This window comes from Frateuria sp. GZRe14 (assembly GCF_051900395.1).
Lineage (GTDB): Bacteria > Pseudomonadota > Gammaproteobacteria > Xanthomonadales > Rhodanobacteraceae > Frateuria_A > Frateuria_A edaphi.
Window position 1 is genome coordinate 1,274,001 of sequence record NZ_JBHZGJ010000001.1, and the last position, 13,251, is coordinate 1,287,251.

The window sequence follows — 13,251 nt, forward strand, 5'->3', positions numbered from 1 at the left end:
AGCCAGGCCATCCGCCGCGGCCGAGGGGGTCGCGGCCTTCGAAGTAACAAGAAACGGGCTTCCCAGGCATGAGTGACTTTCCACGCTGGAAATACGCGCTGGTCGCGTTGGTATTGCTGTTCGGCATCGTCTACGCGCTACCCAACGCCTTCCCGCCGGTACCCTCGGTGCAGGTGCTCGCCACCCATGGCGCGCCGCTCGATGCCTCGGTCAAGCAGAAGGTCGCCGACGCGCTGACCGCGCAGAAGGTGTCCTACAGCGGGCTGGCGATCGAGGGCGACCACCTGGTGGCCGACTTCCCCAACGCCGACGTACAGGCCAAGGCGGCCGACGTGGTCAAGGGCGCGCTGGGCGACAACTACACCGTGGCGCTCAACCTCGCCTCGACCGTGCCCGGCTGGCTGCGCGCGATCCACGCCAACTCGATGCCGCTGGGCCTGGACCTGCAGGGCGGCGTGCACTTCCTGATGGCGGTGGACCAGAACGCCGTCGTCGACAAGCAGGAAGAGCGCTATGCCGACGACATCCGCAGCCTGCTGCGCGAGAAGAACATCCGCTACGAGTCGGTCGCCCGCAACGCCCAGCGCGGCCAGGGCATCGGCGTGGTGCTGCGCTCGGCCGCCGACCGCAGCGCCGCCACCGATGCGATCACCACCGAATATCCCGACCTGCTGGTGCAGGATGGCGCCAGCACCGGCGACCGCTTCCTGCTGACCGCCTCGGTCAAGCCCGAGAAGCTGCGCGAGTTGGCGCTGGCCACCATCCGCCAGAACACCGCCACGCTGCGCAACCGCATCAACGCGCTGGGCGTGTCCGAGCCGCTGATCCAGCAGCAGGGCGAGGACCAGATCGTGGTCGAGCTGGCCGGCGTGCAGAATCCGGCCGAGGCAAAGAAGGTGATCGGCGCGATCGCCACGCTTGAATACCGTGCCGGCATCGGCTACCCCGGTGACCCGCGTGCCGTCGAGGCCGCGCGCACCGGCAACGTCCCGCCGGATGCCAATCTCTACTACCAGCGTGGCACCAACCAGCCGGTGCTGGTCAGCAAGCGCATCATCGCCACCGGCGACGAACTGGTGGACGCATCCTCCGGCGTCGACCAGCAAAGCGGCACGCCAAAGGTGGACGTGACCCTGAGCGCCTCGGGCGCCAAGAAGATGCTCGACTTCACCAGCTCCAGCGTCGGCAAGCCGATGGCGGTGGTGTACGTGGAGACCGTCTACGACACCAAGATCGTCGACGGCAAGGAAGTGCACATTCCGCACACTACCCAGGAAGTCATCAGCGACGCGACGATCCAGGGCGTGTTCGGCAAGCAGTTCCAGACCACGGGTCTGAACAGTCCGAAGGAAGCCTCCGAGCTGGCGTTGCTGCTCAAGGGCGGCTCGCTGGCCGCGCCGATGAACATCGCCTCGCAGTCGGTGATCGGCCCGAGCATGGGCCAGGACAACATCGAGAAGGGCCTGCGCGCGGTGCTGCTGGGCCTGGGCCTGGTGCTGCTGGCCGCGGCGATCTACTACCACCTGTTCGGCCTGGTCGCCGATATCGCGCTGTTCTTCAACCTGGTGATCCTGGTCGCCGTGATGTCGATGATCGGCGTGACCCTGACCATGCCGGGCATCGCCGGCATCGTGCTGACGCTCGGCATGGCGATCGACGCCAACGTGCTGATCTGCGAACGCGTGCGCGAGGAACTGCGCAATGGCTCCAGCCCGCACGCGGCCATCCGCGCCGGCTACGACAAGGCCTGGTCGACCATCCTGGACGCCAACGTCACCCACCTGATCGCGGCGCTGGCGCTCACCACCATGGGCTCGGGCCCGATCAAGGGCTTCGGCGTGACGCTGCTGATCGGCATCCTGACCTCGATGTTCACCTCGGTCACCGTGACCCACGCGATCACCGCGCTGATCCACGGCAACCGCAAGCTCAAGACGCTGTCGGTGTAGGAACCTCAATGGAAATCTTCAACCACAACAGCAACGTCCCGTTCCTGCACTGGCGCAAGATCAGCATCGTCATCGCGGCGCTGCTGATGATCGCCTCGGTGGGCCTGCTGCTCACCCGCGGCCTCAACTACGGCCTGGATTTCACCGGCGGCATCTCGGTCGAGGTCAAGTACGACCGCACGATCGACATCGGCGATGTGCGCACGGCGCTGGATGAGGCCGGCATCGAAAACCCGGTCGTGCAGAGCCTGGGTGGTTCGCGCCAGGTGCTGATCCGTCTGCAGCCCAAGGCTGACGGCAAGGACGGCGCGGCGGGCCCTGGCGAGAGCGCCTCGGCGCGTGCGGACAAGGTCGCCGCCAGCGTGATGGCCGCGCTCAAGAAGGAGCGCCCCGACGCGGTGGAAAGCAGCCACAGCTTCGTCAGCCCGCAGGTCGGCGACGAGCTCAAGAGCGACGGCTCGATCGCGGCGATCTTCGTGATCATCGGCATCGGCGTGTACCTGTGGATCCGCTTCGAGCGCCGCTTCGCGATCGCCGCGCTACTGACCGAAGTGCACGACACGCTGGTGACCCTAGGCGTGATCTCGCTGGTGCAGCGCGAGTTCGACCTGACCGTGCTGGCCTCGGTGCTGGCGGTGATCGGCTACTCGATCAACGACAAGGTGGTGGTGTTCGACCGCATTCGCGAGCTGTTCCGGCTCTCGCGCAAGGCCGAACCGGAGGAGATCCTCAACCGGTCGATCAACACCACGCTGTCGCGAACCATCATCACCTCGTTGTTCACCGGCATCACGATGGCCGCGCTTTACTTCATCGGCGGTCCCCAGGTGCACGGCTTCGCCATCACCATGCTGATCGGCATCGTGGTCGGTACGCTGTCCTCGATCTTCGTGGCCAGCCCGATCCTGCTGTGGCTGGGCGTGTCCAAGAAGGACCTGATGCCGCAGACCAAGGACAACCCGGAGCTTGCCCGGCGGCCTTGAATTGCCCGCATCCCGCGAATAAAGCCCGGCCAGCGCCGGGCTTTTTGTTGGTTTGTCGCGAGGTTGGCCTCCAAAACGCCATCCGGGCAACTTCCCTGCCGGCGCGGGGGAAGGCGCCCGAGGGCGGATGGCAGGCTCCTCCTGGGGCACGCGGCAACGGTGATCCCATCCGCACCTTCGCCCGTTCAATTTTTCCCTCGGTCGACCGATAACCCGGAGTGATTGGAAGGCGTCGCGCGCCCGGAGTGGGAAATGCTGGTTCTGGTTGGAACGTTGGTCGTCATCGGCTGCGTGCTCGGCGGCTATGTCATGTCGCATGGACAGCTGCTGGCGCTGTGGCAACCCTACGAGCTGCTGATCATCTTCGGGGGCGCGATCGGCGCTTTCCTGACGGCCAATTCCAGCAAGGTCGTCAAGGCGGCTCTGAGCGAGGCGGCGGCCCTGGTGAAGGGTCCCAACTACAAGAAGCAGGACTACGTCGACCTGCTGGCGTTGCTGTATGACATCTTCGGCGTCATGCGCAAGGAAGGCGTGCTCGGGATGGAGTCGCACATCGAGGACCCGCAGTCGAGCGCGGTGTTCTCGGCCTACCCGCGGCTGCTTCGCGAGCACCACCTGGTCGAGTTCATCACCGACTGCCTGCGCCTGATCGTGGGCGGCAGCATGGAGCCGCACGAGCTGGAAGCCTTGCTGGACGCCGAGGTCGAGAACCACCATCACGAGGCGGAGGCGCCGGCGCAGGCAGTGGCCAAGATGGCGGACGCGTTGCCGGGCTTTGGCATCGTCGCGGCGGTGCTGGGTATCGTCACCACCATGTCCAACCTGGGCGGGGACACCTCGCGTATCGGCGAACACATTGCCGGCGCGCTGGTCGGTACCTTCCTGGGCATCCTGCTCTGCTACGGCTTCATCGGGCCGGTCGCGGCGGCGATGGAAAGCCGCGTGCGCGAGGACGGCAAGGCTTTCGAGTGCGTCAAGGTGGCGCTGATGGCCAATCTGCGCGGCTACAACCCGAAAGTATCGGTGGAGTTCGCGCGCAAGGCGCTGTCGGCGCACTCGCGCCCCAATTTCCAGGATCTCGAGGACCACCTCAAGGGCGCCCGCGCCGGAGCCGGCGCATGAGCGAAGGAGGCGGCCCGCCCATCATCATCAAACGGGTGAGGAAACAGGCGCACGGCCACCATGGTGGCGCCTGGAAGGTGGCCTACGCCGACTTCGTCACGGCGATGATGGCGTTCTTCCTGGTGATGTGGATCCTGGGCGCCGGCACGCGCGAGCAGAAGGCGGCGATCTCCGAATACTTCCGCAATCCCAGCATGACGCCGGGCAACGCCACCGTTGCGCCGCCAGGGCGCATGGGCCCCGGCGGCGCCAGCGACGCGGCGGTACAACTGGGCGGCGCGATGGATCTCTCGCACGGGCCCGGCAAGGATCGCCACAATGGTCCGTCCGCGCCGGTATCCAAGGAGGCGCTCGAAAAGCGCGCGCGCGAACAGGAAAAAGCGCGGCTGCAGGAGCTGATGCAGCAGTTGCATGCCGCGATCCAGAACAGCCAGGCGCTGGCGCCATTCAAGGACCAGCTGCTGCTGGACATCACCTCCGAAGGGCTGCGCATCCAGATCGTGGACAAGCTCAACCGGCCGATGTTCGACCTGGGCAGCGCGCAGTTGAAGGATTACACCCGCGCCATCCTGGGTGAACTCGGCACCTTCATCAATCGCGTGCCCAACCGCATCAGCATCACCGGACACACCGATGACGCGCCGTACGCCAACGAGCGCGACTACAGCAATTGGGAGCTTTCCACCGACCGCGCCAACGCCGCCAGGCGCGCGTTGCTCGCAGGCGGCATGACCAAGGGCAAGACCGCGCGTGTGGTCGGTCTGGCGGCTTCGGTGCCGCTGGACAAGGCGCACCCGGACAACCCGATCAACCGGCGGATCAGCATCATCGTGATGACCAAGGAAGCCGAAGCGGCGGCCTTGTCGCAGGATGTGGTCGACACCCGCCCCACGCAGGACCCACCAACCGCTTCGGTGCAGGCGCCGCCCGCGCCGGCGACCGATGCGATACGTGTTTCCGCGCATCCCGAGGTCACCATGCCCGGCGGCGCCTCCCTGCCGGCTGCGCCGGTCGCCGCCACGGCGTTGCCGGTGCCGCCCACGCTGCGTCCTGCTGGCCGCTAGGCGTCGCCCTGGCGCCACCTCTTGGGAGCGCACTTGTGAGCGACGTTCCGCCAGGACAAAAATCGCGCGGCGACAGCGGGAACGGACCCCATCCCCGGTCAACCCTCTCCTTGACCGAGAGGCTCCAAGACATTCAGGGGTCGCACCGACAAGGCCGCCCGCGTCCGGCGAGTGATGCCTAGGCCCAGGCCCGCCGCGACTCGCGATAGGGCGGGTAATACGCGAACACGTGGTTCGGGCTGCCGTAGAAGTCCATGTCCTCGATGTGCTCGCCGCCCAGCCGCTCGGCCACCCGGTCGGAGGCCTCGTTGCCGATGCGCACCAGGCTGATCACGCGGACCGCGTGCAACTGGTTCCAGGCGAACTCGAGGATGGCCTGGCTGGCCTCGGTGGCATAGCCCCGGTGGCGGAATTCGGGCTTGAGCATCCAGCCCAGTTCCAGGTCGGGCCAGCCTTCCGGATACATCAGGCCGGCGCGGCCGATGAACTGGCCCGTGTCCTTGAGCTCCAGCGCCCACATGCCGCAGCCGCGCAATTCCCAATGTCCCAGCAGCATGGCGAGCGAGCGCCAGGCGCTGGTACGGTCCAGCGGCTGGCCATCGCCGATCCAGCGGGTGCTGTCCGGGTCGGCGAGCATGAGGGCGTAGTCGTCGAAGTGGCGCGCAGCCAGCGCGGTCAGGCGCAGGCGCGGCGTTTCGAGGGTGGGAATATCGGACATCGTCGTTGGAGCAGCGGCCGTTACTTGAGCAATCGGCTCAGCGCACGTGTACTTGAGGCCAGGCTCTCGGCCCAGTCGTACCCGACGATCTTCTCACCGGTGGCCGTGTCGATAAAGTCCTCCGCCTGGCCTGGTGGCAGCAAATGGCGGTAGTCCACGGTGAGCTCGGTGCCGGCGGGCAGGTCGGCCCATGCGAACACGAAGCCCAGGTGCCACAGGCCGGTGGGCTCGAAACTGTGGTTGATGTAGCACTCGTCCGGCCAATCGGGCGACAACGTATAGCGGTCCTCGAACCAGCGCGCGCTGGCGTAGGCCATCTCCGGCCGAGCGGCCAGGTCGGCGGCACTCCATGTGCGGTCGATCGCATCCGGTGCGGTGACGATGCGCCCCGCGGCCACGTCCTCTTCAAGGAACAGGCCCTTGCCGGCGCCGCCGATGGTGGAAGCGGCAATGCGATAGCGCGGAAGGATCATGGTGGTCCGGCGACGTGGAAAGCGCGCGAGTGTAGCGCACAGGCTACGTTGCGCTGCCTGCGAGCCGGCCACCTGGCAGCGGCCACCAGGTGCCCATCCTTGGGCGGTGACCTGCCACTGCCATGGCTGGAGGAGCGCTCCGCGCTCCCGAAAGGGTCGGGAATGGGGCGACGGCGGGGAGCGTGAGCCCGCTTTGCCCAGCCTTTCCCCGGGACGGTTCCCCGGGGAGTCGGTGGAAGACCGCGCCGGCAATCAGCCCTTGGCGACGGCCTTGGCCTTGTGGTGCACGCTCTTCTTCGCCGGGGCCGACTTCGGCGGCGGCAGGTCGCCACTGAAGCGGATGGCGTCGTGGTTGCGCTCGAGTGTGCCCTTGCCGATGCCCTTGACCTGGGCCAGGTCTTCCACGCGCTTGAACGGACCGTGCGCCTGGCGCCAGGCGACGATCGCCTGCGCCTTGGACTGGCCGATGCCATCCAGCGACTTGGCGATGGTTGTGGCATCGGCCTTGTTGACGTTTACCGGCGTGGCGGCGAACGCCGGCAGCGCGAACGAGGCCGCGACGGCGAGTGCGACGAGCAGCTGGCGGAACTTCGACTGCATGGTTTTCCCTCCCTGGGATGCGTTGGACGGCACCGTTGCCGTCCGGCAAGTGTGGCCGCGGGCGGGAGCGGCCACAGTCGGCCGGGGGCCACGCGGCCGGGCAGGCTCGGTCGCCGGCCCCTGTGGGCGGTAGCCGACGCCGTGTGGGCCCTGACGGGCGGTTCCGGTGCCGCTGGTACACTAGAGGGCTTCCCGCATGCATTTAAGGAGTCTCGCCCATGGATACCGCACGCCTGTCCGGCTTCATCGGTGGTTTGTGGGACGACGAGATCGTGCCGCAGCTTGTCGAGTACATCCGCATCCCCAACAAGTCGCCCATGTTCGACGCCAAATGGGTCGAGCACGGCTACATGGACCAGGCGGTGGCCCTGCTGGAGCGCTGGGCGCGCGGCAAGCTGGCCTCGCTCAAGGGCGCCACGCTCGAAGTGGTGCGGTTGCCGGGGCGCACGCCGCTGATCTACATCGACGTACCAGCCACGCTGGCCGATTGCCAGGACACCGTGGTGCTCTACGGCCACCTCGACAAGCAACCGGAAATGACCGGGTGGGCCGAGGGCCTGGGCCCGTGGACGCCGGTGATCAAGGGCGACAAGCTCTACGGCCGCGGCGGTGCCGACGACGGCTATGCGATGTTCGGTTCGCTGTCGGCGCTGCTGGCGCTGGCCGAGCAGGGCGTGCCGCACGCGCGCTGCGTGATCATGATCGAGGCGTGCGAGGAATCGGGCAGCTACGACCTGCCCCATTACGTGGACCACCTTTCCGCGCGCATCGGCAATCCTTCGCTGGTGGTCTGCCTGGATTCGGGCTGCGGCAACTACGACCAGCTATGGCTGACCACCTCGCTGCGCGGCATGACCGGCGGCGAGCTGACCGTGCAGGTGCTGGAGGAGGGCGTGCACTCGGGCGACGCTTCGGGCGTGGTGCCCTCGAGCTTCCGCATCCTGCGCGAGATCCTCTCGCGGCTGGAAGATCCGGCCACCGGCAGGATCAAGCCGGAAGAGCTCTACGTGGAGGTCCCGCCGCAGCGCATCGAGCAGGCACGCCGATCCACCGAGGTTCTGGGCGAGGCGGTGTACGACAAGTTCCCGTTCGTCGAGGGCATGCAGCCGGTGACCAAGGATCTGGTCGAGCTGGTGCTCAACCGCACCTGGCGTCCGCAGCTGGCGGTGACCGGCGTGGGCGGCATGCCCGCGCTGGAGAGCGCGGGCAACGTGTTGCGCCCGTTCACCGCGGTCAAGCTCAGCCTGCGCGTGCCGCCGACGCTCAACGGCGCCAAGGCCGGCAAGTTCCTCAAGGAGCTGCTGGAGAAGGATCCGCCCTACGGCGCCAAGGTCACTTTCAAGCTGGAGAAGGACGGCAGCGGCTGGAACGCGCCGCAGCTGTCGGCGTGGCTCGAAAAGGCGGTGGCCGAGGCTTCCGAGCACTATTTCGGCGCCCCCGCCGCATACATGGGCGAGGGCGGCTCCATTCCGTTCATGGGCATGCTGGGCGAGAAGTTCCCGCAGGCGCAGTTCCTGATCACCGGCGTGCTGGGCCCGCATTCCAATGCGCACGGCCCGAACGAGTTCCTGCACATCCCCACCGGCAAGAAGGTGAGCATGGTGGTGGCCGAGGTCGTCGCCCGCCACGGCGAGCAGGCCCGCAAGGGCTGAGCCCATGAGCGGGCCGGCCGACACGCTCGCCGCCCGCTGGGCCGAGGTCCGCGCGCGCGTGGACGCGGCCTGTCGCGCGGCGGGCCGCGATCCGGCGGAGGTCACCGTGCTTCCGGTCAGCAAGACCTTCGGGCCGGAAGTGGTGCGCGAGGGGGCAGCGCTCGGCCTCAATCGCTTTGGCGAGAACAAGGTGCAGGAGCTGCGCGAGAAGAGCGCCGCGCTGGCCGACCTCCCGCTGGAATGGGTGCTGATCGGCCACCTTCAGACCAACAAGGCCAAAGACGTGGCGCGGCTGGCGAGCGAGGTGCAATCGCTGGACCGGCTCGAGCTGGCGGAGGCGTTGCATCGGCGCCTGGAGACCGAAGGCCGCACCCTCGACGTGCTCGTGCAGGTCAAGACCTCGCCGGAGGAAAGCAAGCACGGCCTGCCGCCGGAGGAACTGCCGGCGTTCCTCGATCGCCTGAGCCACTACTCCACGCTGCGCGTGCGCGGGCTGATGACCATGGCCGTGCAATCGGACGATGCCGAGGCGGTGCGTGCCTGTTTCCGACAGTTGCGCGAACTGCGCGATGCCGCGGTGGGGCATGGACATGCACTGCCGCGCCTGTCCATGGGCATGAGCGGGGACTTCCCGCTGGCGATCGCCGAGGGCGCTACCGAAGTGCGGATCGGTACCGCGATCTTCGGTCGCCGGTGAAGCCCGCCAGGGGATCAGGCGCCTGCCTGCCTCCTGTGCTCCCAATCACACCGCTGCGTGAACGTTTCGAAACGCCGGGGTCTACTTAACGTCAATCGAACATCCAGGCCAGGGCCCTTTGCTAACGTCGGATCCCTCGCCATACCGCCGCGGCGGCCATGGCCAAGCCCCGACCTGCAAAGGGATTTTCCCGCATGCCCTTCCAGCGCCTGATCGCAACCGCCGCCTTGTTTGCCGCGTTGCTTGCGATCGCGCCTGCCCATGCCGTCGAACGCACCGTCCCGACGCCCGCTGTCGCGCCGCTGCTGGCTCCGTTGCCGCTTGCCAACCTGGCGCCGGCGCTGGCCAACGCTACGCTGCCAGCCGATCCGGCCGCGCTGGTGGCGGCGTCGACGACGGATGAGGGTCCGGCCGACGAGGCTTCCCGCCTGCGCCAGGCGCTGGTCGCGCTGGCGATGCAGCTTCGCGACATCCGCTACGTCCGTGGCGGTCACTCGCCGAGCACCGGGTTCGATTGCAGCGGCTTCGTCCGCTACGTGTTCGCGCACGCGATCGGCCTGCGCCTGCCGGCCAATTCGGCCCGGCAGTTCCTGGCCGGCGCCAAGGTCAAGCGCGGCGACATGCAGCCCGGCGACTTGGTCTTCTTCCACACCCGCGGCAAGAAGCGCATCTCGCACGTGGGCATCTACCTGGACAACGGACGTTTCATCCACTCGCCCTCGGCGGGCAAGTCGGTGGAGGTTTCCAGCCTCGATGAGGCTTACTGGTCCAAGCGGTTCGCCGGCGCGCGCCGTCCCGAAGGCATCGCGCAGAACGGTTGAAGGGGAAACACCACGGGGGTTTCCGCAGTCGGGCCGCCAACAGGCGGCCTTTTTTCATGGCTAGGCCCCGATCCCGGCGCATCCTTCCATTCCGGCCTGCGGCCTGCAGCGCGAGCGTCCGGGTTTGGTGGCGCACCGATCCTTTCATTCCAGTTCCTGGGTGAGCGCAGGCCGCAGGGCGGCATCGAAGCGCCCCAGGTGCCCGACGGTCTTGCCTTGCGCAATCGTGTTTGCGCTACCCTCGCGAGGTTCTCACCGGATCGACCATGCCTTTCCAACTCCCGCCCGTCACCCGCAATCTGCTCATCGCCAACGTCGCCGTCTACCTGCTGCAAATGCTGCTGGGGGACGTGCTCGTCATGCACTTCGCGCTGTGGCCGTGGGGTCCGGATCATTTCCTGCCCACGCCCGAGGGCATGGTCGCGATCGGTTTCCGGCCGTGGCAGCTGGTGAGCTACGCGTTCATGCACGGTGGCCTGGAGCACATCGCCTTCAACATGCTCGCGCTGTACATGTTCGGCGGGCCCATCGAGCGGCTGTTCGGCGGTCGCGAGTTCCTGCTCTACTACTTCGTGTGCCTGATCGTCGCGGCGCTGGCGCAGCTGATCGTCGTCCAATGGTTCACCCATGGCTTTTATCCGACGCTGGGTGCATCGGGCGCCATCTTCGGCCTGCTGCTGGCGTTCGGCATGATGTATCCGCACGAGAAGATGATGTTGATCTTCCTGCCCGTGCCGATGCCGGCCTGGCTGTTCGTGACCGGCTACGCCGTGATCGAGCTGTTCCTGGGCGTGACCGGCACGCAGGCAGGCGTGGCCCATTTCGCCCATCTCGGTGGCATGCTAGGCGGCTACATACTGATCGAGTACTGGCGCGGGCGGCTGCCGATCAAACCCCGGCGCCGGTTGATGCGTTGACCTTCCTTTTCCTGACGGGCCCCACATGAGCGAACATCTGCAGCGGCAGCTCACGCCGCGCCACATCACCTTCATGGCCCTTGGCATGTGCATCGGCGCGGGCCTGTTCCTGGGCTCGGCCAGCACCATCAAGCTGGCCGGGCCGTCGGTGCTGATCGCCTATCTGTTCGGCGGCGCGATGATCTTCGTGATCATGCGAGCGCTGGGCGAGATGGCCGCGCACGAGCCGATCGCCGGTTCCTTCAGCGCCTACGCGCACAAGTATCTGGGACCTTACGCCGGGTACCTGACCGGCTGGAACTACTGGGTGCTGATGATGGGCGTGGGCATCGCCGAGAGCACGGCGGTGGGCATCTACATGAAGGACTGGTTCCCCGAGCTGCCGCAATGGATCTGGGCGTTCGCTTCCGTGGTGATGATCGGCGGCCTGAACCTGATGGCGGTAAAGGTCTATGGCGAGATGGAATTCTGGTTCGCGCTGATCAAGGTGCTCACCGTGGTGCTGATGATCCTGGGCGGCTTCGGGATCATCTGGCTGGGTTGGGGCAACGGCGGGCAGCCGGTGGGCATTTCCAACCTCTGGACCCACGGCGGCTGGTTCCCCAACGGCTTCACCGGCATGGTGCTTGCGCTGCCGGTGCTGGTGTTCTCCTTCGGCGGCATCGAGACGATCGGCATGGCTGCCGCCGAGGCCGCGCATCCGGAGCGCACGATCCCCCGGGCGGTTAATTCCGTGATCTGGCGCATCCTGATTTTCTACATCGGCTCGCTGTTCGTGATCATGGCGATCTACCCCTGGAACGAGCTCGGCACGCAGGGCAGCCCGTTCGTTACCACCTTCGCCAAGCTGGGTATTCCGCAGGCGGCGGGGCTGATCAACTTCGTGGTGATTACCGCCGCGCTGTCGAGCTTCAACTCGACCACCTTCAGCGGCAGCCGCATGTTGCACAGCCTGGCAACCAAGGGCCAGGCGCCGGCCGCGATGGGGAACCTGAGCGCGAGCGGCGTGCCGGTTCGCGGCGTGCTGGTGACGATCTTCTTCCTGTTGCTTGGCGTGCTGATGAACTACCTGGTGCCCGAGCGCATCTTCGGCATGATCATGTCGATCCTGGCGTTCAACACCGTGTGGACCTGGGGCACCGTGCTGGTGGCGCACTGGGTCTTCCATCGCCGCCAGCCCGAACCGTTGCCGTTCCGGCTTCGCCTGTGGCCGTTCTCCAGCCTGTTGGCGCTGGCCTTCCTGGCGTTCGTGCTGGTGATGCTCGGCTACAGCCCCGATACGCGCGTGGCGCTCTACGTCGGCGCGGGCTGGGTGGCCTTGCTGACCCTGGCGTACTGGGGTTTCGGCATAGGCCGGCGCATGCGCTCGGCGCTCGTGACGGTCTGACACAAACCCGTGATCCAGGGCAGGGTGGGCTTCAGCCCACCAGCAAGCTTGCGAAATGGAGGTGGGCTGAGCCCACCTGCGGGTCAGCCGAGCGCGAACTCCACCGCCGCGGCCGCATGCAGCGCCGCGGTGTCGAACACCGGAACGCCCGCGTCGGCGTTGCCCAGCAGCAGACCCAGCTCGGTGCATCCGAGGATCGCGCCCTGCGCGCCGGCGCGGACGCCGTCCGCAACGAGTTGCAGCAGGTATGCCCGTGCCTGCGGGCGGAACTGGCCGGCGCAGAGTTCCTCGTAGATCACCCGGTGTAGCTCGGCCCGTTCCTCGGGTCCGGGCACCAGGCAACGCACGCCGTGGTCGCGCTGCATGCGTTCGCGGAAGAACGGCTGTTCCATGGTGAAGGCGGTGCCGAGCAGCAGCACGGTATCCAGCCCCTGTGCGCGGATCGCGCGGCCGGTGGCGTCCACGATGTGCAGCAGCGGCAGCGGCGTGGCCGCCGCCACCACGTCGGCCACGATATGCATGGTGTTGGCTCCGATCAGGAGGCAATCGGCGCCACCGGCTTGCAGGCGGCGCGCGGACTCGGCCAGCAGCGCGCCGGCGCCGTCCCAGTCGCCGGCGCGCTGGCAGGCGGCGATGACGGAAAAGTCCAGGCTGTCCAGCAGCAGGCGCGCGGAATGAAGCGCACCCAGGCGGTCGCGTACGCCGCGGTTGATCAGGCGGTAGTACTCGACGGTCGATTCCCAGCTCATGCCGCCGATCAGGCCGATGGTGCGCATGCGGTCTTCCTCCGGATGGAGCGGGCAGTGTACGTGCGCGGCGCCCAACGACGCCGCCTACCTGCAGGAGCGCACCGGGATGGATGGCGGTC

At 67.2% G+C, this 13,251-nt stretch carries 13 protein-coding genes; 9 read left to right on the forward strand and 4 right to left on the reverse strand.

Annotated elements, in window-relative coordinates; all coding sequences use genetic code 11:
* Positions 1-68: 68 nt before the first annotated feature.
* The 4 genes from secD to motB all read left to right on the forward strand — a co-directional run bounded on the left by secD (position 69) and on the right by motB (position 5,118).
* The gene (secD, locus tag ACFWZ1_RS05835; protein WP_439665738.1) at positions 69-1,949 is read left to right on the forward strand and encodes a protein translocase subunit SecD; all 1,881 of its coding nucleotides are present in this window, start codon (positions 69-71) and stop codon (positions 1,947-1,949) included.
* A gap of 8 nt (positions 1,950-1,957) precedes the next feature.
* Positions 1,958-2,932, forward strand: a complete 975-nt coding sequence (secF, locus tag ACFWZ1_RS05840) for a protein translocase subunit SecF (RefSeq protein WP_231324579.1) — start codon at positions 1,958-1,960, stop codon at positions 2,930-2,932.
* 252 nt (positions 2,933-3,184) lie between these two features.
* A complete protein-coding gene (gene motA / locus ACFWZ1_RS05845; protein ID WP_231324581.1) occupies positions 3,185-4,054 on the forward strand; it encodes a flagellar motor stator protein MotA in 870 nt (289 codons plus the stop codon).
* Positions 4,051-5,118, forward strand: coding sequence for a flagellar motor protein MotB (motB, locus tag ACFWZ1_RS05850; RefSeq protein ID WP_439665739.1), 1,068 nt, complete (start codon positions 4,051-4,053; stop codon positions 5,116-5,118). Before motA ends, motB begins: the two co-directional genes overlap by 4 nt.
* Before the next feature lie 178 nt (positions 5,119-5,296).
* Here the strand turns inward: motB and ACFWZ1_RS05855 are convergent, their stop codons facing one another.
* From ACFWZ1_RS05855 to ACFWZ1_RS05865, 3 genes are all read right to left on the reverse strand, one after another.
* Positions 5,297-5,836: a GNAT family N-acetyltransferase gene (locus ACFWZ1_RS05855; protein WP_439665740.1), complete on the reverse strand. Its 540-nt coding sequence runs from the start codon at positions 5,834-5,836 to the stop codon at positions 5,297-5,299.
* Between the two features lie 20 nt (positions 5,837-5,856).
* Entirely contained in the window at positions 5,857-6,309 is a 453-nt protein-coding gene (locus ACFWZ1_RS05860) for an SET domain-containing protein-lysine N-methyltransferase (RefSeq protein ID WP_231324587.1), read from the reverse strand.
* A gap of 252 nt (positions 6,310-6,561) precedes the next feature.
* The gene (locus ACFWZ1_RS05865) at positions 6,562-6,909 is read right to left on the reverse strand and encodes a ComEA family DNA-binding protein (protein ID WP_439665741.1); all 348 of its coding nucleotides are present in this window, start codon (positions 6,907-6,909) and stop codon (positions 6,562-6,564) included.
* Positions 6,910-7,127: 218 nt separating this feature from the next.
* Here ACFWZ1_RS05865 and ACFWZ1_RS05870 point away from each other — a divergent pair, with 218 nt between their 5' ends.
* The 5 genes from ACFWZ1_RS05870 (at position 7,128) to ACFWZ1_RS05890 (ending at position 12,383) form a co-directional block, all read left to right on the forward strand.
* Positions 7,128-8,561, forward strand: a complete 1,434-nt coding sequence (locus ACFWZ1_RS05870; protein WP_439665742.1) for a M20 family metallopeptidase — start codon at positions 7,128-7,130, stop codon at positions 8,559-8,561.
* Between the two features lie 4 nt (positions 8,562-8,565).
* Positions 8,566-9,258, forward strand: a complete 693-nt coding sequence (locus ACFWZ1_RS05875) for a YggS family pyridoxal phosphate-dependent enzyme (protein WP_439665743.1) — start codon at positions 8,566-8,568, stop codon at positions 9,256-9,258.
* Positions 9,259-9,452: 194 nt separating this feature from the next.
* Positions 9,453-10,079: a C40 family peptidase gene (locus tag ACFWZ1_RS05880; protein WP_439665744.1), complete on the forward strand. Its 627-nt coding sequence runs from the start codon at positions 9,453-9,455 to the stop codon at positions 10,077-10,079.
* Positions 10,080-10,345: 266 nt separating this feature from the next.
* Entirely contained in the window at positions 10,346-10,996 is a 651-nt protein-coding gene (locus tag ACFWZ1_RS05885; RefSeq protein WP_439665745.1) for a rhomboid family intramembrane serine protease, read from the forward strand.
* A gap of 25 nt (positions 10,997-11,021) precedes the next feature.
* On the forward strand, positions 11,022-12,383 hold the full coding sequence (locus ACFWZ1_RS05890) for an amino acid permease (protein WP_439665746.1): 1,362 nt from the start codon (positions 11,022-11,024) through the stop codon (positions 12,381-12,383).
* A gap of 83 nt (positions 12,384-12,466) precedes the next feature.
* On the opposite strand, the gene ACFWZ1_RS05895 is transcribed toward ACFWZ1_RS05890, so the two are convergent.
* Positions 12,467-13,159: an aspartate/glutamate racemase family protein gene (locus ACFWZ1_RS05895; protein WP_439665747.1), complete on the reverse strand. Its 693-nt coding sequence runs from the start codon at positions 13,157-13,159 to the stop codon at positions 12,467-12,469.
* Positions 13,160-13,251: the final 92 nt, after the last annotated feature.

Bases quoted from the DNA above. Each gene is read 5' to 3' on its own strand.
- ACFWZ1_RS05860 (WP_231324587.1), bottom strand. From the start codon at position 6,309: ATGATCCTTCCGCGCTATCGCATTGCCGCTTCCACCATCGGCGGCGCC.
- ACFWZ1_RS05890 (WP_439665746.1), top strand. From the start codon at position 11,022: ATGAGCGAACATCTGCAGCGGCAGCTCACGCCGCGCCACATCACCTTC.
- secD (WP_439665738.1), top strand. From the start codon at position 69: ATGAGTGACTTTCCACGCTGGAAATACGCGCTGGTCGCGTTGGTATTG.
- secF (WP_231324579.1), top strand. From the start codon at position 1,958: ATGGAAATCTTCAACCACAACAGCAACGTCCCGTTCCTGCACTGGCGC.
- ACFWZ1_RS05880 (WP_439665744.1), top strand. From the start codon at position 9,453: ATGCCCTTCCAGCGCCTGATCGCAACCGCCGCCTTGTTTGCCGCGTTG.
- motA (WP_231324581.1), top strand. From the start codon at position 3,185: ATGCTGGTTCTGGTTGGAACGTTGGTCGTCATCGGCTGCGTGCTCGGC.
- ACFWZ1_RS05855 (WP_439665740.1), bottom strand. From the start codon at position 5,836: ATGTCCGATATTCCCACCCTCGAAACGCCGCGCCTGCGCCTGACCGCG.
- ACFWZ1_RS05895 (WP_439665747.1), bottom strand. From the start codon at position 13,159: ATGCGCACCATCGGCCTGATCGGCGGCATGAGCTGGGAATCGACCGTC.
- ACFWZ1_RS05865 (WP_439665741.1), bottom strand. From the start codon at position 6,909: ATGCAGTCGAAGTTCCGCCAGCTGCTCGTCGCACTCGCCGTCGCGGCC.
- ACFWZ1_RS05870 (WP_439665742.1), top strand. From the start codon at position 7,128: ATGGATACCGCACGCCTGTCCGGCTTCATCGGTGGTTTGTGGGACGAC.
- ACFWZ1_RS05875 (WP_439665743.1), top strand. From the start codon at position 8,566: ATGAGCGGGCCGGCCGACACGCTCGCCGCCCGCTGGGCCGAGGTCCGC.
- motB (WP_439665739.1), top strand. From the start codon at position 4,051: ATGAGCGAAGGAGGCGGCCCGCCCATCATCATCAAACGGGTGAGGAAA.
- ACFWZ1_RS05885 (WP_439665745.1), top strand. From the start codon at position 10,346: ATGCCTTTCCAACTCCCGCCCGTCACCCGCAATCTGCTCATCGCCAAC.